Source organism: Streptomyces sp. G-G2, from assembly GCF_030063135.1.
Classification (GTDB): domain Bacteria; phylum Actinomycetota; class Actinomycetes; order Streptomycetales; family Streptomycetaceae; genus Streptomyces.
The window spans coordinates 18641-37927 of the sequence record NZ_JASISO010000015.1; the positions used below are offsets into that span (position 1 = coordinate 18641).

Genomic DNA, 19287 nt, shown 5'->3' on the forward strand with positions numbered 1-19287 from the left:
CGCCGGGCCCTGCCGGCCCTTGGGGCCGCGCCGAATCGGAAGGGCCGCAATGACGCAATCTCCCCCCGTCGCCCCCGCTGCCGACATGACCTGGCCGCCCCCGCCGTACCTGCCCCCCGTGGCTCCCGTCACCGACGGACACGGGGTGCGCCGGTTCGACGGGATCACCTACGCGACCACCCCCGGCTACCGGCCCCGGCTGCTCGACGCGCAGCTCCCCGCCGGCGAGGGCCCCTTCCCGGCCGTCGTCTGGATCCACGGCGGCGGCTGGCTGGACGGCGACCGGCGCTACCCGCCGCCGACCGTGCCCGTCGAGCTGCTGCACGGCTCCGTACTGGCGGCCGGGCTCGCCCTGGTCTCCATCGACTACCGGCACAGCCTCGAAGCCCCCTTCCCGGCCCAGCTCCACGACGTCAAGGCCGCGATCCGCTACGTCCGCGCGTACGCCGAGACCCTCGGGATCGACCCGGCCCGCATCGGCGTCTGGGGCGAGTCGGCGGGCGGCCACCTGGCCGCGCTCGCCGGAGTCGTCGGCCCCGGCAGCCCGGACGCCGAGGCGCTGGAGGGTACGCAGGGCGTGGGCTCCGGCGACACCGGGGTGCTCGCCGTCGTGGACTGGTACGGGGTCTCCGACCTGGTCGTCCTCGCCGGCCACCCGATGCCCCCGATGCCGGCCGGGGCCGAGTTCCCCGATCCGTACGAGGCCCTGCTCGGCGGCACCGAAGCACAGCGTCCGGAACTGGCGCGGGCCGCGAGCCCGGTCACGTACGCGGGGAGCCCGGGCGTACCGCCGTTCCTGCTGATCCACGGCACGCAGGACGGCCTGGTGCCGTACAGCCAGAGCGAGCGGCTCGCCGCGGCGCTGGAGAGCGGCGGTGGCGAGGCCGTACTGCGGCCCGTGGACGGCGCCGACCACATCTTCCTCGGCTCCCCGGACATCGCGGAGATCGTCGGGGAGAGCGTCGCGTTCCTCGCCCGGCACCTGGTCGCGCGGGCCTGAACCCGCAGTCTGTGGCGGGGGTGCGACCCGGCGCAGCGTCCGGGCCGTACCCCCGCCACGGACCCCCGGCGCCGCATGTACGACGCACACCACGAGCCCGGGGCCCCGGGCCGTGTCGTCGACGTCCCGTCCGGCTGGTGGGGTCCGGCACGCCGGCTCGCCGCGTTGTCGCCAGTCGCCGGTCGCCGCATCGACGCCCTCCTCCGCGGCGTGATCCCACGCACCAGGCCCCACCAGCCCCGCCCTGCGGGCGGACGGTGCTCCTTCCCCGACCCTCCCGAGCCCCCCTGCGTCCCCCGAGAGGCAGCACGCCATGTCCACGACCACATCCACGCCGCCCGCCGCACCCGCGGGCAGACCCGGCGCGCCGGGCACGCGGACCGCACCGGGCACAACCGGGGGCGCCCGGCGGCCCGGCGTGCTCGCACTCGGTCTGGCGCTGCTCGGCCTGGCCGCCGCTGTGGGGTTCGTCGTCCGGCGGGACACCGCCCGGCCGCCCTTCCAGGGGGTGGACGAACACTGGCTGCGGTGGATGGGCGGCCCGCACGAGGGCTTGACCTCGGTGTGCGCGGCGGTGCTGAACTGGTTCGGCGGCCCGGCCGGGGTCGTCGTACCGCTCGGGTTGCTGGGCCTGTTGCTCGTCCGGCGGCGCTGGGTTTCGGCGGGGTTCCTGTTCGGCGCGTACCTGTTCGGCAGCCTGCTCGTGGTCCAGGGCCTGAAGTACCTGGTGGACCGGCCGCGCCCGGCGCATCCGCTGGTCCGCGTCGACCACGGCTCCTTCCCGTCGGGCCACGCGGCCGGGGCGGCGCTGCTCGTGGTGCTCGTCGGCGTCCTCCTGGTTCCCCTCGCCCGGCGACGGGCGTGGTGGGCCGGGGGCGCGGTGTTCACGCTGGCGATGATGTGGAGCCGTACGTGGCTGCACGCGCACTGGCTCAGCGACACCGCGGCCGGTGCGGCCGCCGGGGCCGGGGCGGGTCTGCTCGCGTGGTGGCTCTGCGGTCCCGCCCTGGAACGGGACCGGATGCGCGCCCGCGACCGCCGGGGGGCGGCCGCGGTCCGGTAGGCGCCGCATTGGCTTTCCCGGCGCCGCGCCGAGGTACGCAACCGTCGGGGCGAGGGGGTCGGGGCACGGGTCGCAGGCTCAGCGCTCGCGGGGCGGTCGTCGAAGCGGCGTCCGGCCCGGGAGGCTCGGAATCGCCCAGCGACAGCGGGCTCCGGGCGCTCGGCGAGGGACGCTCAGGAGGATCCGCGCTGGACGAGGACGGCCTCCACCGGTCCGATCGGCCCGGTCTCCCCGGCGTCGACGAGCTGGTGGAGGGCCTCGGCGATCCGCCGCGCCGACGGCAGATCGAGGCGGACCGTGGTGAGCGGGGGCTGCTGCAGCGCGGACAGGACGAGGTCGTCGCAGCCGACCAGGGCCACCTCCGCGGGGACGGAGATCCCCTCGGCCAGGAGCGCGTGCTGGAGCAGCGCGGCGTACTCGTCGTTGTAGGCGAAGACCCCGTCCAGCTCCCGTTCCCGCCAACGGCGGGCCAGGGCGGTCGCGGACTCGCGGGTGTAGGCCATCTCGACCGGCGTGACGGTGGCCATGCGGCGCGCGACGACCGACTCGGCACCCGCCAGGCGCGGTGCGGCGATCGTGTCGAGCCCGCGCTCCAGCGGCATCACCACTCCGATGCGCGTGCGGCCCCGGGCGATGAGGTGTCCGGCCGCGGTCGCGCCGATGCGGGCGTGGTCGAATCCGATGGTGTGAACGTCCGGGACGGGGTGCGACGAGAAGGCGAGCAGGGCGCGCGCACCGGCCCGGCGCAGCAGTTCGGTGGCCTGCGGGGTGAACTGGCCGCCGTCCAGGGCGAAGACGGCCGCCGGTCGCAGTTCGGCCCAGGCGCGGGCGGCGTCGACGGGGTCGGCGAACCGGCCCGCGTGCAGGACCACCGTGTAGCCGAGGCGTTCGAGCTCGGTGTTGAACTCGTCCACCCAGTCGCTGGCGAGGCGGCCGAAAGCGGAGACCGACGCGGGCATCAGGACGAGGTTGCTGCGGCCCGCGCGCAGGGAGCGGGCGGCGGCGTGCGGCACGTAGCCGAGGCTGCGCGCGGCGTCGAGCACCCGGGCCCGGGTGCTGTCGCTGACGCGGTGGCCCTGGGTGTCGTTGAGCACGAAGGACACGGTGGCACGGGACACCCCCGCCAGGCGGGCCACATCGGCGCTGGTGATCGTGGCGGGGGTACGGGGCTCCCTGGGCATGTGGTCCTCGTCGATCCTCGGGCCGACCGACACCTCTCGGTCCTCACCCCAAGGTTACACGAGTTAGATCATCGGTCCCGGTCCAGGAACCTCCGCGAAGAGCCGACGGGAGTCCCCGGCGAGGTCGCCGAGCGCAATGACGACGGAGTCGAAGCGCATGGTGGTGCGCGGGTCGCTCCCGTACGGATCCCAGCGCGGCAGGGCCGGGTGGCCGGGGTCACCCGTACGGACGAAGGCGATCCACGCCCGGTGCACGGCCGCCGCGAGGCCGTCGCGGCCCGCCGGGCCGAGGCCCGCCACCAGGGGAGCGTGCGACCAGTGCCCCGACGTTGTCGCACACGAAGGGCAGTTCGAGGCAGTGGGCGGCGCCGAGCCGTCCCCCGTGGGCGACTGCGGCAGGTCGAACTGGTAGGCCCGCACCGGATTCCCCACGGCCGCCCGGGCCTCGGCGAGGCGCAGGGCGGGGACGCGGAGGAGCTCGTCCGTTATGAGGTCCATCAGGACGTCGACGGGGCGGCCGCCGGGCCGGGCGCGTTCGTACGCGGCGTACACGCCGGGGGCGGCCGCCGCCCCGAAGGTCTCCGCGATACGGGCGGTCACCTGATCCCCGTGACCATCGTGGCTCCGCTGACCAACCAGAGCGGCGCCGGTACGAAGATGACGAGCACCCCACGATCACGGTGCGCCACCCCGAGCCGGGGGTGGGCCGTGGACGGCACCCCCGGCGACTCGGTGGCCTTCGGCCTCTCCGAGGTCTTCGAGGGCCGGGCCCCCGACCTGGTGGTCTCCGGCACCAACTTCGGGCCGAACGTGGCCTCCCTGGCCCCCCACTCCGGCACCGTCGGCGGCGCCGTCGCCGCGCTCGAGTACGGGATCCCCGCGATCGCCCTGAGCACCGGCGGGCTCGCCGCCCCCGATCCGGTCGCGACCGTCAACGCCATGGGCCGGACGGTGGACTTCGCGGTCAAGTTGATCGATCAGCTGCGTACGCGCACCCGCACCGGCCCCCTGCTCCCGAAGGGCGTCGGCCTGACCGTCAACCACCCGGGTTGCGCCGATCCGGCGGCAGCGGCGGCCTGCCTGCGCGCCGCCCCGGGAACCGCCCTGGTCGAGGCGGCCCGGACCCTGCCCATCCCGGGACCCGCCTCGGGCGACGGGCCGCTACCGCTCGACCCTGCGGCTGCCGTAGCGAGCGGCTCCTGGAACAAGGCGCCCGTCCTGATCGGCAACGCCCGCTCGGAGGCCCGGCTGTTCGTCGCACTGACCCAGCCGCGCCTGACGCCGGGGAGTACACCGCCCAGGTCCTGGCGGCATACGGGGATACGGGCCCGGAGGCGCTCGCGCGCTACCCGCTGTCGGCGTACGGCCTCCGTACCTGGCCATGTCGGCCGTGCGGACGGACTCCACGTCCGCCTGCGAGACCGCACGGACAGCCCGGCTCCTCGCGGAGCACGTACCCGTCTACGCCTATGAGTTCGATGACCGGACTCGCCCACGCTGGCCGGTGCACAGGTGCCGGGCCTGGACGAGTCCAACGCGCACAGCGCCGAGCTTGCCCACCTGTTCGCGTTCACGATGGGCGAGCGCCCGCTGACCCCGGTCCAGCAGTCCCTGGCGACCCGGATACAGCGGTACCGGGGCGCCTTCGCCCGCTACGGCGCCCCGCTGGCCCCGGGCCGGCCCCTGTGGCCGCGAGCCGCCCCGGGCACGGTCATGCCCCTCAGCCCCACGTCGACCCGCCCGACCACCTCCTTCGCGGCGGACCACCAGTGCGCCTTCTGGAACGGCCCGCACCCGGTGGGAACCCCGTAGGGAACGCGTCATCCCTCCAGGAACGCGGCAAGCCAGGCGGCTCGATCCGGCCCGGCCTCTCACCGGTAGGTACCCGTGAGCAGCGACCGCATCCCTCACTCGCCGGGCAGACCGAACGCGTCCAGGACCCGCGGGTCGGTGAACACGATGTTGTGCGTGACCCGGCCCGCCATGACGGTGAACACCTGCAGGGTGTGCAGACGGTGTCCGCCGCCGGGCTGCGGGGCGTACGCGGCGAGCGCGGGCTGCCCGTTGGCGGTGAGCTCCCGCATGGTCCAGCCCGTCCCCCACATCTGGAACACCCGCTCCAGGAAGCGCCCGTAGTCCCGGCTGCCCCGGTACCAGAGCGGCACCGGCGGCATCTCCAGCACCGCGTCGGCGGCCAGCAGCCGGACCAGCTCGGGCACGTCCGCCGCCTCGAAGGCCCGCACGTACCGCTGGATCACGGCGCGCACCTCGGGATCGTCCGGCTCGCCGACCGTCCCGGCGTCGCCCACCCCGGTCAGGGCGGAACGGGCTCGCTGAAGCGCGCTGTTGACCGCTGCGACCGAGCTCCCCAGCTGCTCGGCGACCTCGGACGCGGAGAAAGCCAGCACGTCACGCAGCACCAGCACCGCCCGCTGCCGCGCGGGCAGGACCTGCACCGCCGCCACCCACGCGAGCCTCAGGTCGGCGCGTACCTCCACATCGAACCGCGCGTCGGGGAACGGCTCCAGCCACGGCACATCGAGCACCGGCGTCAGCGGCGCTCCGGGATCGTCGCTCGGCGCCCCCAGCCCGGACGGCAACGGCCGCCGCCCACGGCCTTCGAGCGCCGTCAAGCACACGTTGGTGGCGATCCGGTACAGCCAGGTCCGCACCGACGCACGCGCCGGGTCGTACCGGTCACGGGCCTTCCAGGCCCGCAGCAGCGTCTCCTGAACCATGTCCTCGGCCTCGTGGAAGGAGCCCAGCATCCGATAGCAGAACGCCACCAGCTCACCACGGTACGGTTCGAAGTTCACCGCCTCATCATGCCCCACGCACCACCCGGGGCCGACCCGCCCGAGACGCCTCTCGGCAGGCCGCGTCAGAGCCGCGAGTGAGGCGTACGGAGCTGCGTCGCGGGCGAGTTGGGCCCGCCGCCGGGTCCGGGGACGACCCACTTCGGCGCGGCCAGTCGTCTCAACTCCTCCCGCTCCGCAAGAGAGCCACGATCGCGCCCGGGGCCACGACGACGAGCGCCATGATCGTCGCCAGCACCAGGGGAGACGGCCCCTCGTGACCGGGATCCACATCCGCCGAGGCAGCACCGCGAAGCCGAGCACGAACGGCAGACCACTCATCGGCCCTCGCCAAGTCAGCTCGGAGCAAAGCGAGATGACGCTTCCACGCTCCCGCGTCGACGTCACCAACCTGCCGTCCCAGAGACGACACAGGGGGACCCCGAAAAACGGCACCGCCCCGGAGCGGATGCTCCGGGGCGGGCCTTCTCACGTCAGGCAGCGGTGATGTTCTCCGCCTGCGGGCCCTTCTGGCCCTGCGTGATGTCGAAGGTCACGGCCTGGCCTTCCTGGAGCTCGCGGTACCCGGTGGAGTTGATGTTGGAGTAGTGGGCGAAAACGTCCGGTCCGCCGCCGTCCTGCGCGATGAAGCCGAAGCCCTTTTCGGCGTTGAACCACTTCACGGTTCCGCTGGCCATGGTCATGCCTCTCAGTCGATGTCGGGTCCGCACCACGCGGCCCGGAGGTGATCGCCCTGGTCCGGCACCGCACAGCAAAACGCCCGCACCAAGGCGCGGGCAGAAACTGCGAACCACGACAGCTTGAGCTGAAGTTACACGTCGAAACCGCCCGCCACCAGAGAGCGACAGCCATGACCTGCCACCCGCGCGTATGTCGCGCGGGCGGCGAGGGTGGGCGCCGCGCCCCATGAGGGCGGTCAGGAACTCCCCGGCAGGCTTTCACAGGCTCCACCCTCGCGGTCCACACGGTCTTCGACGCCCGAGGGAACCGTCCTTGGGCCGCCCTTGCGGGTGAAGGGCGTCCGATGGCGCGCTCGACCAGCGATCGGGCCGGCCTAGTGCCGTGACCTGGAAGGCGCACCGGGTCGCGGTGCCCCGTACGGCGCCACGCGGCGTCGTCGGACCGCGCCGGTGCGTCCCGTACGAGCCGCCCTCCGCCGTGCGAGGCACCGCACCGCACACCGCGGCCCGGCACACCTTCCGGCACTAGAGACTGCGGGCGGTGATGTTCCCGTAGGAGGTGTTCGCGTGGATGGTCAGGCCGGGGGCGCCGTCCGTGTTCCTGAGCGAGTTGTGGATCCGGCCGTAGACCGTGTCGGCGTCGAGGGAGGCCGAGACTCCGCGGCGGGCGCCGACCGTCAGGTCGCCGGCCTCGGTGCGCAGGGTGACCGTGCCGCTGACGGCTTCGTCGACGGTGATGTCGCCCTTCTGGGTGCCGATGTCGGCGGGGCCGCCCAGGCGGCCGACCGTGATGTCCCCGGCGAGGAGGGCGAGTCGGGCGCCGGCGGTCTCGTCAAGCTTGACCGTGCCCTGCGCGCCCTCGTAGGCGACGTCCCCGAGCCGCCCGACGCCGCGGAGGTCGGCCGCGGCCGTCTTCGCCTCGACGCGGGATCCGGCGGGCAGTCGCACGGTCACCTCGACGGACCCGGTGTGGCCGAGGATGCGGTTCTTGACGGGTGCGGCCGCGATCCGCAGGACGCCGTCGCGGTACTCGACCGCGGTCTGCTCGGCGGCCTGTACGTCGCGGCCCTTCGAGGCGTCCGCGGGCAGGACCTCGACCGTGGTGTCGGTCCGGTCGGCGGCAATGATCCGGATGCGTCCTGCGGGGATGTCGAGAACGGCGAAGACGGGGGCGACGGTGTCGAACTTCTGCATCATGCTCTCCCTGTTTCTGTATTTCCGCAGCGTGCACTCGGTCGGCCCGCTGTTTCCGATGAGTGAAACGCTACGTTGCATTCGGGGATCCGACAATGCATTCGTTGCACTCAGAGGCTATATATGCAGGTGAGCGTAGTGAAAGTGTTGCAATGGTCTTGAATGCAACGCAACACGCCTCTTCCCATTCATTGCAATGAAATGAACGTGAACGCTATGCTGGAGTACCGAGGACCACGGCCACGAAGGAGAACGCGATGCCGGGAGGCAGGCTCACCCAGCAGGAGCGCCAGGAGATCGCGCGGGGTCTGGCCGACAGCCTCGCCTACGCGGAGATCGCCAGGCGCTTGGACCGCCCGACCTCGACGATCACTCGCGAGGTGATGCGCAACGGCGGCCCCACCGCCTACCGCGCCGAGCTGGCCCAACGCGCCACCGAACGGCGCGCCCACCGCAGTACGCGGGCCGCGCCCCGCGGTCCGCAGGCGCCCCCGCAGGCATACGGACGCGACGCCGAGGCGGTGCGCGCGTACGCGGAGGTGTTCACCACCGTCCTCATGCAGTCGGGCATGCCCTCGATGACGGCCCGGGTCCTGGGCTGCCTCATCACCACCGACGCGGGCAGCCTCACCGCGTCCGAACTCGCCGGGCGGCTCCAGGTCAGCCCCGCGTCCATCTCCAAAGCCATCGCCTTCCTGGAAAGCCAGGACCTCGTCCGCCGGGAACGCGACGAAGGACGCCGCGAGCGCTACGTCGTCGACAACGACGTCTGGTACCAGTCGATGATGGCCAGCGCCCGCTCCACCGCCCACCTCGTCGACACCGCGCGGCAGGGCGTCGGCGTGCTCGGCCCCGGCACCCCGGCGGGTGCCCGCCTCGAGAACATCGCCCGCTTCCTCGACTTCGTCTCCGAAAACATCACTCGCGCCGCGGAACAGGCCCGCGACATCCTCCACGTGAAGCCCGGGACCAGCCCGGACAGCCCCGCCGAACCACGCGCGGATCACGGATAGCCGGCCCGCTCGCTCCGGCCTCCCGCCGCGACCCCCCTCCTTCCCGGGCATCCGCGGGCGCGCCTCGGAATCCGAAGATTCGTTGAAGTCAGGCGAACCGAGGCGAGGAGCGCGCTGAGCGACGGAGCAGGCCCGCGGGTGCTCGTCGTGGGAGCCACGGGTGACGTCGGCGGGGCAGCCGCCCGCCAGTTGGCCGGCCACGGCCCCGCGCTCGTACCTGCCCGCCCCGCATGGGGACGACAGCGGCCCCCGCCGCCTGTCGGCGGGCGAGCGAGCGCGTGGGACGGCGGGCCGGTTCGGTCAGTCGGCGATGCGGTCGAGCCATTCCTTCAGGAGGCCGCGTTCGCCGACGCTCAGCGGGGTCCGCGGGAGGACGGCGCGCAGGGCGACCGCGGCGCTGGCCGGTCCGGGGTCGGTGGGGGCCGCGCTCTCGGTGGTGACGGCGGAGATGACGGCTTCACGGGCCATGTCGGACACGGTGAGGTCGCGCTCCGGCTCGGGCAGCGCGATCAGGGCCAGGGCGGTGCCGCTTCCGGCGGCGTGGACCAGCCGTGCGGCGCGTTCCTCGGTCACGCGCAGTCGACCGGCCTCGGCGATGCGGTGTACGTACGCGGTGAGGTGCTCGAAGGCGGCGACGGCCGCCGCCGAGGGCCCGCCGGGGCGGGGATCGCCGTACATGAGGCAGTACAGGGCCGGATTGGCCAGGGCGAATCCGATGTTCAGGGTCCAACCGGTACGCAGGTCCTCGACGGGGTCGCTGGTCGGCCGCACGTCGGTCTTGGCCGCCAGGTGTGCGGCGAAGCCGTGGGCCGCCACCGCGTCGAGGAGTCCCTGCTTGTCACCGAAGACCCGGTAGATGGTGGGTGCCTGGAGACCCGCCGCGGCGCTAACCGCCCGGGTGGAGAGGGCCTCGCGACCGCCGTCGACGAGGAGCCGCGTCGCGGCGGCGATGATCCGGTCTCGATTGCTGCCGGTGGGGTCGGGGCGCTCCTGCTGCATGTTTCCAACGATAACAAACAAGCGTTACCGGTGGTTTCGATTTCACCCTCACGTGATTTCGTTATCAGTGGAAACATCATTCTCAGGGAGGCTTTCATGATCGTCATTACCGCCCCTACCGGCCAGATCGGCCAGATCGGCCAACAGGTCCTCGACCGCCTCGTCGACACCGGCCGACCCGTGCGCGTGATCGCCCGCGATCCCTCCCGCCTTTCCGCGCGGGTGCGCGGCAGCGTCGAGGTCGTGCGGGGATCGCACCAGGACCGCGATGTCGTCACCCGGGCGTGCGAGGGAGCCGAGAGCCTGCTGTGGCTGGTACCGCCGGACCCCGGCGCCCACGACATCGACGACCACTACATGAGCTTCACCCGCTCGGCGTGCGAGGCCAACGAGACCCGGGGCGTCCGGCGCGTGGTCGGCGTCACCAGTCTCGGCCGGGCGTACGGCAAGCACGCGGGACTGTTGTCACCCGCGTTCGCGATGGACGCGCTGATCGAGAGCACCGGCGTGAACTACCGGGCCCTGGCCATGCCCTACTTCATGGAAAACCTCCTCCATCAGGTCGGAGCGATCAGAACGCAGGGGATGCTGTTCACTCCGAACTCCGCGAGCCGCCCGCTCGCGACCGTCGCCACCCGCGACATCGCCGCCGCGGCCGCCGAACTGCTCCTCGACGACTCCTGGCGCGGCCAGGACACCGTGCCGGTCATCGGCCCCGACGAGCTGTCCCCCGACGCCATGGCCGCGGTCGTGTCCGACGTACTGGGCCGACCGGTCCGCTGCCAGGAGACGAGCCCCGAGGCGTACAGGGCGACGATGACGCGGTACGGAACGGCCGGCGCGTGGGCGCAGGGCCTGGCGGACATGGCCGCGGCCCAGAACGACGGCATCTACGACGCCGAACAACGCGCCCTGACCTCACCCGCCCCCACCAGCTTCCGCGAGTGGTGCCAGGACGTGCTCAAGCCCGCCGTACTGGCCTGAGGAGCAACACCCGCCGCCCGACCGTCGACCGACCCCACACCAGCCCCGGCCCCCGCCTCGGCCCCGGTCCGCACGGCACGGTAGGGCCGAGGCTGAAGCCGACCGCATGGCACGATCGGATCGGCGACACCCTCCTGATGGCCAAAGCACCGCAGCTGTCGGCGACTTGGGTGGGGGGCGCCATCTGTAGGCGCTCGATTCGACACCTCCCTCGCACCACACGAAGTATCCAGTTGATCTCGACCTGACCCGGCGGTGTAGAAAGGGATCTCGCACGACACGCTCAGTCGTCGGGACACACGGATTCCTTGGGGGGAACCAACCATGCGCACCCGCGCGCTCCGCAGATCAGTCGTACCCGTACTCGCCGTTTGCGCCGTGGCCGTCCTGGTTCCGGCGACCGCCTCCCCTGCCGCCGCCGCGCCGACCGACTGCCGGCCGCCGCGGGGTGGCGTCTACGAGCCGATCACACCCGGTCAGCGCCTGGAGTCGGGAGGCCGCCTGGTGGACAAGGCGAGCACGACGGAACTGGTCATGCAGCCCGACGGCAACCTGGTGCTGTACGCCATCGGGACCCCGGGCGGCTACAAGCTCCCGCTGTGGAACAGCGGGACCTACGGCAACCCGGGCGCGTACGCCACCATGCAGGACGACGGCAACTTCGTCATCTACCGCCAGGGCGGCAGCTCCCAGACCGGCGGCGGCATCTGGCACACCGCGACGTACGGCGCTGCGACCGGCTCCCTGCCCGTGCGGGCCTATCTCCTCGAGGGCGAGTTCGTCGTCGAGAGCCGCAGCGCCACCAACCCGAGGTGGTCCACCCACAGCTCGGAGCGCCAGGCCTGGTTCTGCTCGGAGTACGCGACGGCCGCGGAGGGTTGGTGGACCGGCAACTGGGCCCAGTCCGCCACTGTCTGGATGGTTCTCCAGCAGGACCACAACATCGTCATGTACCGCAAGAGCGACGGCAAGGCCATCTGGAGCAGCGGCACCTACGGCGGCAACTACAAGGTGACCCTGCAGATGGCCCCCAAGGACAAGGGCGACCTGACCCTCGTCGAGGAGGACCGCGGCACGGTCCGCTGGCGGACCGGCACGGGCAACAACGACGGTGCCTACGCGCTGCTCCAGGACGACGGCAACTTCGTCGTCTACAAGAAGGACGGCGGCCCCGGCAAGGGCGGCGGTCTCTGGGCGACCGGCACGTACAACAAGATCTGACCGGTCCGCTGAGCGGATGCCGAAGGGGCGTGGTGCGACGCGCACTTCGCCCCTTCGGCGTACGTCGCCCACGACGCGTCGGTCGGTTCGGGCGCCCGGCGGCGGGACCACGCTCAGCCGGTGGAGGTTCGGCCCGCCGGCCTCGCGCGCGGTCCAGCGAACGATCAGGACGCGCGAAAATGGTGTGCGTACCAACCACGGGTGTGCGATGTGCTGCTCGGCTTCGTCGAGCAGGAGCGCGCCAAGGGGAACGACCGGAGGATCCGGGACCCCACGGAGCCCTGGAACGCATCCACATCATCTGATGCCTGAGGCGGCCGGGGGACGGTGGCCCGTCCTCGTCAGGAGATGAGGGGGGTAGCGTCGACTTCGGCCAGCTTGACGGTGCACAGACCGCCGCGTTCGGCCTGTACGTCCGTCACCTTGAGCTGGGTCCCCGGCGCCAGGATGAACTCCTCCTCACCGGTGAAGGCGGAGAAGCTGCGGATCCCCACCGCCCGGGCGGGCGTGACCTCGAAGAGCGTCCGCTTGCCGCGGCTGCCCAGGAACGACCGCGCCACGCTCAGCTCGGAGGTGCACGAGGACACGCCCCACCAGGCCACCGTCCGCCCGACCGGGTACTGCGACCGAAGGTCCAGCGACACTCCGCGCCACAACGGCTGCGTACGGGGGGGCAGTTCCGAGACCGCGGAGAACAGCAGCCGCAGGTACGCGAGATAGGGCACGATCCTGGTGCGGTCCGGGGAGCGCAGGGCCGCGTTGATCTCGCGGTAGAAGGCGGACTCGCAGGTGTACAGGTAGAGCGCGGCGATCGCGTCGGCGGACACGCCGCCGGTCGCCTCGTCCGCCCGTCGCTTGCCGAACTCGCGGGACCGGTCGACGTGTCTCCCGAGCCCGGACAGCACCTCGGCGACAGGCGCTACGGCGTCCTGGAAGTCCATCAGCGGAGTGTCGAACACCCCGGTGATCGCCGGGAGGACGAGACCCTCGTCCTTGACTCCCGCGAGCCGCTCCAGGTACAGCTGGTGCAGTTCCATCGTCGACTCGATGAAGGCCCCCATGCGTGCCGCGACGTCACCGTCCGCACCACCGACCCCGGCCGTTCCCTCGTTCCATCCCTTGCTCGGCAGCCAGTCGACTTCCTCGGCACCCACCGCCGCCAGGGCCGCGTTCACGGTGGTGAAGTGGTCGCCCTCGCAGAAGATGTCGCCCTGGGCCGCGGGGTTCGCGTGGTCGATGTGCCGGACCTCGACGTCCGGGTACTTCTCCTGGAGCCGCAGGACGACCTTCTTCAGGCTGCGGGCGTGCGCCCCCCACCAGGCGAAGACGACGCCGCGGTCCTCCTCGTCGGCGTCCTGCTTGGCCTTGAGTATCTCCTCGACGATCCGCTCGGCGACGGGCCGCCAGAACGCGGTGTGCCGGTCGGCCCCCATCGCCCCGTCGCCGCTGGCGGTGAGCGAGGCGTTCAGCAGCAGCACGCCCTGAGTGAGCATCGCCTGGAACCATTCCGGCGGCTGGACCGTGTCCCGCTCCTTCAACAGGGCGCGGACGTCGGCGATGGGCGTCTTCTTGGCGATGCCGTACTTCCACATCGCCGCGGCCTTGATGAGGCAGCGGATGCTGACGACCCGTCCGAACTGGCTGTCCTTCCAGTCGTTGAAGGTGTTGTCGAACATGGCGATGCCGGTGGCGCTCTCCGAGCGCGGGTAGGGGTTCTGGCCGAAGACGACGACCTTCCACTTGTGCGGGGCGTTCGGCTTGAGCGCCTGGAAGGTCAGTTCGCGGACCGGTACGACCTCCGGGCTGCGGCCCTGGCCGATGAACCGGGCCGCGTCCGGCTGCGCCTCGATCACGGGCTTGAGGAGCGGAAGCCAGGGTTCACCGCCGCCCTTGAAGAGTTCGGCGAGGGCAAGCGGGTCGTTCGCGTCGGCCTGGTCCGAGGGCGTGGTGGTGGCGTCACTCATGGGGGAAGGGCTCCCGGTTGTCGTATCTGCGAGATGGAGAGGGCCTGCGGAATCGATGTGGCCCGCGGGATGGACGGGGACCGCGGGATGGATGGGGACCGCGGGCTGACTGGCGGAGGGGACCGGGTCAGCGGCGAAAGGAACGCCCTTTGGGCGCGACGATGCGCACCCGCTCCGCGACCGGCGCGTTCTCGATGCCGTCGAGCTGCGCGGCGATCGTGGCACGCAGCTCGTCGTCGTCCTCGAACCAGTGGTCGTGGAAGAGCGTGTAGCCGGTCCACATCAGGTTGGCACAGACCCGGGCCGGTACCCGGCCGGTCCGCGCGCCCATCCCGACCAGCGCCACCGAGCGGATGCTGCCCGGCACCCGCCGGTTCTGCCGGTGGACGGCCTGGAACGCGGCCGCGCAGGCCAGGGCCACGTTCAGCGTCTCCTTCACGTCCTGCGAGGAACGCACCATGGTCGGCGTCGATATCAGGTACCGCGGGACGGTCGCCCCGGACGGGACGCAGACCGCGCTGCCCACCGGGAGGGAACCGGCGAACCGGTCGCGGATCGCCCGCTGCACGCGCAGTTGGATGCCCGCTCCGAGGTGCCGTTTGATGGCGGCGTCGACCCCGCCGTCCATCCGGCCCTGGGAGTTGGTCGGGGTGACCCAGGCGTCGACGTCCTCCGCGAGGATCGAACCCCGGCGGATCTCGATCCCCGGGTCGTCGGCGAACGCCGCCCGCCACGCCTCCACGACCAGCTCGTTGACATCGGTCAGCACCACTCTGAGTACGGGCTGCACGGCCTGCACCGGCTGCTGCGCGGGGTTCTCGGTCATCGTCCACTCCTGTCGGGAAACGGCCCTTCCAACACCCCTGACGCTATCGGTCAGCACTGACAACACCGCTGATGGGAGGGCCCGATGACGCCCCGCACCGCCAGAGACAGGGCGTACACCCGGACGATCCCCCGGCCCCCGCCCGTCACCACCGCCACGCGACCGTCGAAACGGACCTCGTGCGCGTCGCCCACCTCGTCCCCCACGCCCCCCACATCCCCCACCCCTCCCGTAGGCCCCGTGGTTCCCGCACACCCTCCCCCGACAGCACGGGACCCGGCCAGGGAGCGCGGGCATCGAGCCGACGCATCCGCGCACTCCTCACGTGCCACTGGCCGCTCCAGCGCGCGCCGTCACGCCGAGGGGCCCGGGGTGCCGGGCCGGGCCGGGGGCCGCCCGTCCCCTGGTCCCTGGCCCCGGGGCGGCGGGTTCGGCAGGATGGCACCCAGGGCGGGTTCGTACGACGGGAGCGGGGGTGTGGGGTGACGCGGACGGTCACGGTCCAGGGCGTCGTGTTCGACCTCGACGACATCGTCGAGGCACACCTGCAACGCGGATACGCCGGCGGGGTGCTGGACCTGCGCACCGCCGACGACCTGGAGTACACGTTCGAGCTGTACATCCGGGACTCGGCGGCCGACTACGAGGCGTACGTGATGCTGAAGCACCACAGCGGCTGCTACAGCGAATCGTGGCCCCGGGGATGGGGCGCCGCCCGGGAGGGGTGAAGCCCGCACGCGCGGGGCGCGACGTCCCGGAATTACGGGCGGCGGCCCCACGCGGAGATCATCGGGGCGGTGGCCAGGTCGAGCTTCCCGGTGGCGACGTTCGTCAGGTGGCGGTCGATCTCCTCGTCGGTGGCCAGGCCCTCCCCGGTCAGGCGGTGGCGGATCTGCCGCACGGTCGCCTCCTCCAGCACGGCGCACGCCCGTGAGGTGATCGGGAAGTACGCGTCGGCCCCGACCTCGGCCAGGCCGGTTTCGCGCAGCACGCGGGGCAGGGTCCGCCCGTACGCGAGGTCCGCGCCCCGCGCCGCCATCAGGCCGCGGAAGCCGGAGCGGAGCCGGTTGGCGAGCCGCTGTTCGGGGCCCGACTCGTCCGGGCACAGCAGCGGTTGCAGCATGGGGTCGGCGTCCTCCAGGAGCAGCCAGCCCCCGGGGCGCAGCGCCCGGACCATCCGGCGCAGTGCCTCGGCGCGGTCGGCGACGTGCACCAGGACCAGCCGGGCGTGGACGAGGTCGCCGGTGGGACGCGGGGTGCGCGTGCGGCCCCCGCATGCGCGCGACCCCGCCCCCCGCATGCGCGCGACCCGGCGCCCAGGGCGCGCACGTGTGCGCACGCGTCCCGCGTGCGCCCCCCCGCACGGGCTTCACGCCGTATGCCTCCTCTGCTTTGCTGTCCGCGGGGCCGCCGAACGCGCGGGCACCGCCGTACCTCCCAGCAGGGGGACATGTGGACGACACCAGTACCTCCACCGCTTTCATACCGCTCCTGGAGCGGATGTCCCTGGACGACGTGACCTCTCGCCAGGTCGACCTGCCCAGCGGCGCACGCGTGTGGCTCGTCAGCGACTACGACGAGGTCCGGATGGTCCTGACGGACCCCCGGTTCTCCGCCGACGACCAGGTCCCCGGGTACCCCCGGATGCTCCCCGCGCCGCCGCAGCCGGGAGCCATGTCCTTCCTGCGGATGGATGCGCCGCAGCACGGCGCGGTGCGGCGCGTCCTGACGCCTTCCTTCACGATGCGCCGCATCGAGAAGATGCGTCCGGTCATAGAAGAGGCGACCCGTCGGCTGATCGGCGACATGCGGGACGCGGGACCGCCCGCGGACCTCATCGACCGGTTCGCGCTCCCCCTGCCGTCCCTGGTGATCTGCCAGTTGCTCGGAGTGCCCTACGAGGACCACGGCGTGTTCCAGGAGCACAGCCGGGCCATGCTCAGCATCGACAGCACCGCCGAGCAGGCCACCGCGGCGATCACGGCGCTCGGGGACTACCTGCGCACGCTGGCTCTCACACGGCGTACCGATCCCGGCGAGGACCTGCTCAGCACCGCCGTCCAGCAGCAGGAGGCGGCCGGTATGACGGACGAGGAGGTCGTCGCGATGGCCCGGCTGCTGCTGATCGCCGGACACGAGACGACCGCCAACATGCTCGGCCTCTGCGTACTGACGCTCTTCGAACACCCCGAACAGCTCCGCGCTCTGCGCGAGGACCGTCAGCTCGTGAAGCCGGCGGTCGAGGAACTCCTGCGCTACCACTCCATCGTACGGACCGCCGTGGGCCGGGTCGCCGTCGACGACGTACGCCTCTCGGACGGACGGACGATCCGGGCGGGCGAAGGCGTGGTGCTCGGCCTCAAGCGCGCCAACTGGGACAACCGCTTCCGTACCACTCCCGGCGACGTCGACATTCACCGCGAGGTGCGCGGGCACCTCGCGTTCGGCTACGGCATGCACCAGTGCATCGGGCAGACGCTGGCCCGGCTCGAACTCCACATCGCCCTGAACGAGTTGCTCGACGCGTTCCCCGGTCTCCGGGCCGCCTGCCCGCTGGAGGACATCCGCGTCCGCGACAACGCCGTGATCCGGGGCCTCCATTCGCTTCCCGTGGCGTGGTGAACACCGCCCCCGGCGCGCGGAGCGGTGGGATCCGGCTGCGCACTGGCTGAACTACCGCTCCTGCGAGCCGCAAACACTGTTCGGGGAAGATCACCGCTTCGGGGTAATACAGACGGTTTACGGGGCCGATCGGGTGCACAGGCGCCTACTGTGCTCCTGAATCCAGGCGGAATGCCCGGGTTTCCGCTTCCTCTTTTCTCGCTTCGCCCGTGCTCCGCACGGACGCCGATCGCCGCTGCCCTGATGAAGGAGAGCACTGCCCGATGACCCTGGACACCCGATCCGAGGCGGAGCCGGAGTCGATCCGGCAGCGGAGCCTGGGCACGACGGCCGCTCGCAACCTCACGACCACCACCAAGTCCGCTCCGCAGACGCAGGAGACCACCTCCCGCTGGCTGCTGCGGATGCTCCCCTGGGTGGAGACCAAGGGCGGTACCTACCGTGTGAACCGGCGACTGTCCTACACCGTCGGCGACGGGCGCGTCGAATTCGTCCAGGACGGCTCCCGGGTCCGGGTGATCCCGCGCACGCTGGGCGAACTCGCCGTGCTGCGCGGCTTCGAGGACGACGAGGTCCTCGGCGCGCTCGCCGGGCGGTGCGTCCAGCGTGACGTCCGGGCGGGTGACGTGCTCGCCGAGGCGGGCGCTCCCGCCGACCGGATCCACCTGATCGCCCACGGCCGGGTCGGTCAGACCTCCGTCGGCCAGTACGGCGACGAGCTCTCCCTCGACGTGCTCGCCGACGGTGAACACGTCGGCGAGGGCGCCCTGCTGGACGCCGCGGCGACGTGGGACCACACCGCCACCGCCGAGACCGCCGGGACCGTACTCAGTCTGTCCCGGGCCGACTTCGCGTCCGTGGTGTCCGGATCGCCTCGGCTCCAGGCCCACCTACGGCGCTTCGCCTCGCTTCCGCTCCAGCGGCAGAACCGGCACGGCGAGGCCGAGATCGCGATGGCGGCGGGCCACAGCGGCGAACCCGCGCTGCCCGGCTCCTTCGTCGACTACCAGCTCAACCCGCGGGAGTACGAACTCTCCCTCGCCCAGACGGTATTGCGCGTCCATACCAGGGTCTCCGACCTCTACAACAACCCGATGGACCAGACCGGGGAGCAGCTCAGGCTCACCGTCGAGGCGCTGCGCGAGCGCCAGGAGTACGAGCTGGTCAACAATCCCGAGTTCGGCCTGCTGCACAACGCGGACTTCAAGCAGCGGATCCAGACCCACTCCGGTCCACCGACCCCCGACGACCTCGACAACCTGCTCTGCCGACGCCGGGGTTCCAAGTTCTTCCTCGCCCATCCGAGGACGATCGCCGCGATCGGGCGCGAGTTCAACGCCCACGGGCTCTACCCGGACCACATCGAGCTCGACGGAGAGCGGGTGCCGGCCTGGCGCGGGGTGCCGATCCTGCCGTGCGCCAAGATCCCCATCAGCAAGGAGAACACCAGCTCGATCCTGGTGATGCGGACCGGCGAGGACAAGCAGGGCGTCGTCGGGCTGCGCCAGACCGGTCTCGCGGACGAGTGCGAACCGGGCCTGTCCGTGCGCCTCATGGGCGTCGACGAGCGGTCGATCACCTCCTATCTGGTCAGCACCAACTACTCCGCCGCGATCCTGGTGCCCGACGCGCTCGGGGTGCTGGAGAACGTACAGATCGCGCGCGGGCACGGATAGGGCCAACTCCGCCCACCCTTCGCCCGACCCACCTCACCTAGGAGTTAC

The 19287-nt window shown here is 72.1% G+C and carries 18 protein-coding genes and 1 pseudogene; 10 read left to right on the top strand and 9 right to left on the bottom strand.

What is annotated here, in order from left to right:
• Positions 1–49 precede the first annotated feature (49 nt).
• Both QMF80_RS14345 and QMF80_RS14350 read left to right on the top strand, forming a co-directional pair.
• Positions 50–1000: an alpha/beta hydrolase gene (locus QMF80_RS14345; RefSeq protein ID WP_283453144.1), complete on the top strand. Its 951-nt coding sequence runs from the start codon at positions 50–52 to the stop codon at positions 998–1000.
• A gap of 313 nt (positions 1001–1313) precedes the next feature.
• Positions 1314–2063 (top strand): phosphatase PAP2 family protein, encoded by a 750-nt coding sequence (locus QMF80_RS14350; protein WP_283453146.1) that lies wholly within the window; start codon positions 1314–1316, stop codon positions 2061–2063.
• 173 nt (positions 2064–2236) lie between these two features.
• Here the strand turns inward: QMF80_RS14350 and QMF80_RS14355 are convergent, their stop codons facing one another.
• A complete protein-coding gene (locus tag QMF80_RS14355) occupies positions 2237–3277 on the bottom strand; it encodes a LacI family DNA-binding transcriptional regulator (protein WP_283453148.1) in 1041 nt (346 codons plus the stop codon).
• Between the two features lie 30 nt (positions 3278–3307).
• Complete coding sequence (locus tag QMF80_RS14360; RefSeq protein WP_283453150.1) at positions 3308–3844, bottom strand: carboxylesterase family protein; 537 nt, start codon at positions 3842–3844, stop codon at positions 3308–3310.
• A gap of 9 nt (positions 3845–3853) precedes the next feature.
• On the opposite strand from QMF80_RS14360, the gene QMF80_RS14365 reads away from it, so the two are divergent.
• Both QMF80_RS14365 and QMF80_RS14370 read left to right on the top strand, forming a co-directional pair.
• Positions 3854–4717, top strand: a complete 864-nt coding sequence (locus QMF80_RS14365; protein WP_283453152.1) for a 5'/3'-nucleotidase SurE — start codon at positions 3854–3856, stop codon at positions 4715–4717.
• Positions 4718–4756: 39 nt separating this feature from the next.
• Positions 4757–5056: a hypothetical protein gene (locus QMF80_RS14370; protein WP_283453154.1), complete on the top strand. Its 300-nt coding sequence runs from the start codon at positions 4757–4759 to the stop codon at positions 5054–5056.
• A 95-nt stretch (positions 5057–5151) separates the two neighbouring features.
• Here the strand turns inward: QMF80_RS14370 and QMF80_RS14375 are convergent, their stop codons facing one another.
• The 3 genes from QMF80_RS14375 to QMF80_RS14385 all read right to left on the bottom strand — a co-directional run bounded on the left by QMF80_RS14375 (position 5152) and on the right by QMF80_RS14385 (position 7934).
• The gene (locus tag QMF80_RS14375; RefSeq protein ID WP_283453155.1) at positions 5152–6060 is read right to left on the bottom strand and encodes a sigma-70 family RNA polymerase sigma factor; all 909 of its coding nucleotides are present in this window, start codon (positions 6058–6060) and stop codon (positions 5152–5154) included.
• 473 nt (positions 6061–6533) lie between these two features.
• Positions 6534–6737: a cold-shock protein gene (locus tag QMF80_RS14380; protein ID WP_053683670.1), complete on the bottom strand. Its 204-nt coding sequence runs from the start codon at positions 6735–6737 to the stop codon at positions 6534–6536.
• Positions 6738–7265: 528 nt separating this feature from the next.
• On the bottom strand, positions 7266–7934 hold the full coding sequence (locus QMF80_RS14385) for a DUF4097 family beta strand repeat-containing protein (protein WP_283453328.1): 669 nt from the start codon (positions 7932–7934) through the stop codon (positions 7266–7268).
• A 257-nt stretch (positions 7935–8191) separates the two neighbouring features.
• Here QMF80_RS14385 and QMF80_RS14390 point away from each other — a divergent pair, with 257 nt between their 5' ends.
• A complete protein-coding gene (locus tag QMF80_RS14390) occupies positions 8192–8947 on the top strand; it encodes a helix-turn-helix domain-containing protein (RefSeq protein ID WP_283453157.1) in 756 nt (251 codons plus the stop codon).
• A gap of 300 nt (positions 8948–9247) precedes the next feature.
• Here QMF80_RS14390 and QMF80_RS14395 read toward each other — a convergent pair whose 3' ends face one another.
• Positions 9248–9946 (bottom strand): TetR/AcrR family transcriptional regulator, encoded by a 699-nt coding sequence (locus QMF80_RS14395; RefSeq protein ID WP_283453159.1) that lies wholly within the window; start codon positions 9944–9946, stop codon positions 9248–9250.
• Between the two features lie 96 nt (positions 9947–10042).
• Between QMF80_RS14395 and QMF80_RS14400 the strand changes: the two genes are divergently transcribed.
• Together QMF80_RS14400 and QMF80_RS14405 are read left to right on the top strand one after the other, a co-directional pair.
• Positions 10043–10930: an NAD(P)H-binding protein gene (locus QMF80_RS14400; protein WP_283453161.1), complete on the top strand. Its 888-nt coding sequence runs from the start codon at positions 10043–10045 to the stop codon at positions 10928–10930.
• 324 nt (positions 10931–11254) lie between these two features.
• Complete coding sequence (locus tag QMF80_RS14405) at positions 11255–12151, top strand: hypothetical protein (protein ID WP_283453163.1); 897 nt, start codon at positions 11255–11257, stop codon at positions 12149–12151.
• 341 nt (positions 12152–12492) lie between these two features.
• Here QMF80_RS14405 and QMF80_RS14410 read toward each other — a convergent pair whose 3' ends face one another.
• Both QMF80_RS14410 and QMF80_RS14415 read right to left on the bottom strand, forming a co-directional pair.
• Positions 12493–14115 carry an ADP-ribosyltransferase domain-containing protein gene (locus QMF80_RS14410; RefSeq protein WP_283453165.1) on the bottom strand — a complete coding sequence of 541 codons (1623 nt, stop codon included), beginning with the start codon at positions 14113–14115 and terminating at the stop codon, positions 12493–12495.
• Positions 14116–14242: 127 nt separating this feature from the next.
• Positions 14243–14941: a macro domain-containing protein gene (locus tag QMF80_RS14415; protein ID WP_283453167.1), complete on the bottom strand. Its 699-nt coding sequence runs from the start codon at positions 14939–14941 to the stop codon at positions 14243–14245.
• Positions 14942–15423: 482 nt separating this feature from the next.
• Here QMF80_RS14415 and QMF80_RS14420 point away from each other — a divergent pair, with 482 nt between their 5' ends.
• Positions 15424–15669 carry a hypothetical protein gene (locus QMF80_RS14420; protein WP_283453168.1) on the top strand — a complete coding sequence of 82 codons (246 nt, stop codon included), beginning with the start codon at positions 15424–15426 and terminating at the stop codon, positions 15667–15669.
• Between the two features lie 32 nt (positions 15670–15701).
• Here QMF80_RS14420 and QMF80_RS14425 read toward each other — a convergent pair.
• Positions 15702–16196 (bottom strand): annotated as a pseudogene (locus QMF80_RS14425) (methyltransferase domain-containing protein); the annotation flags it as partial.
• A 197-nt stretch (positions 16197–16393) separates the two neighbouring features.
• Here QMF80_RS14425 and QMF80_RS14430 point away from each other — a divergent pair.
• Positions 16394–17563, top strand: coding sequence for a cytochrome P450 (locus QMF80_RS14430; RefSeq protein WP_283453169.1), 1170 nt, complete (start codon positions 16394–16396; stop codon positions 17561–17563).
• Positions 17564–17826: 263 nt separating this feature from the next.
• Complete coding sequence (locus QMF80_RS14435) at positions 17827–19239, top strand: family 2B encapsulin nanocompartment shell protein (RefSeq protein ID WP_283453170.1); 1413 nt, start codon at positions 17827–17829, stop codon at positions 19237–19239.
• The last annotated feature ends 48 nt before the right edge of the window (positions 19240–19287 follow it).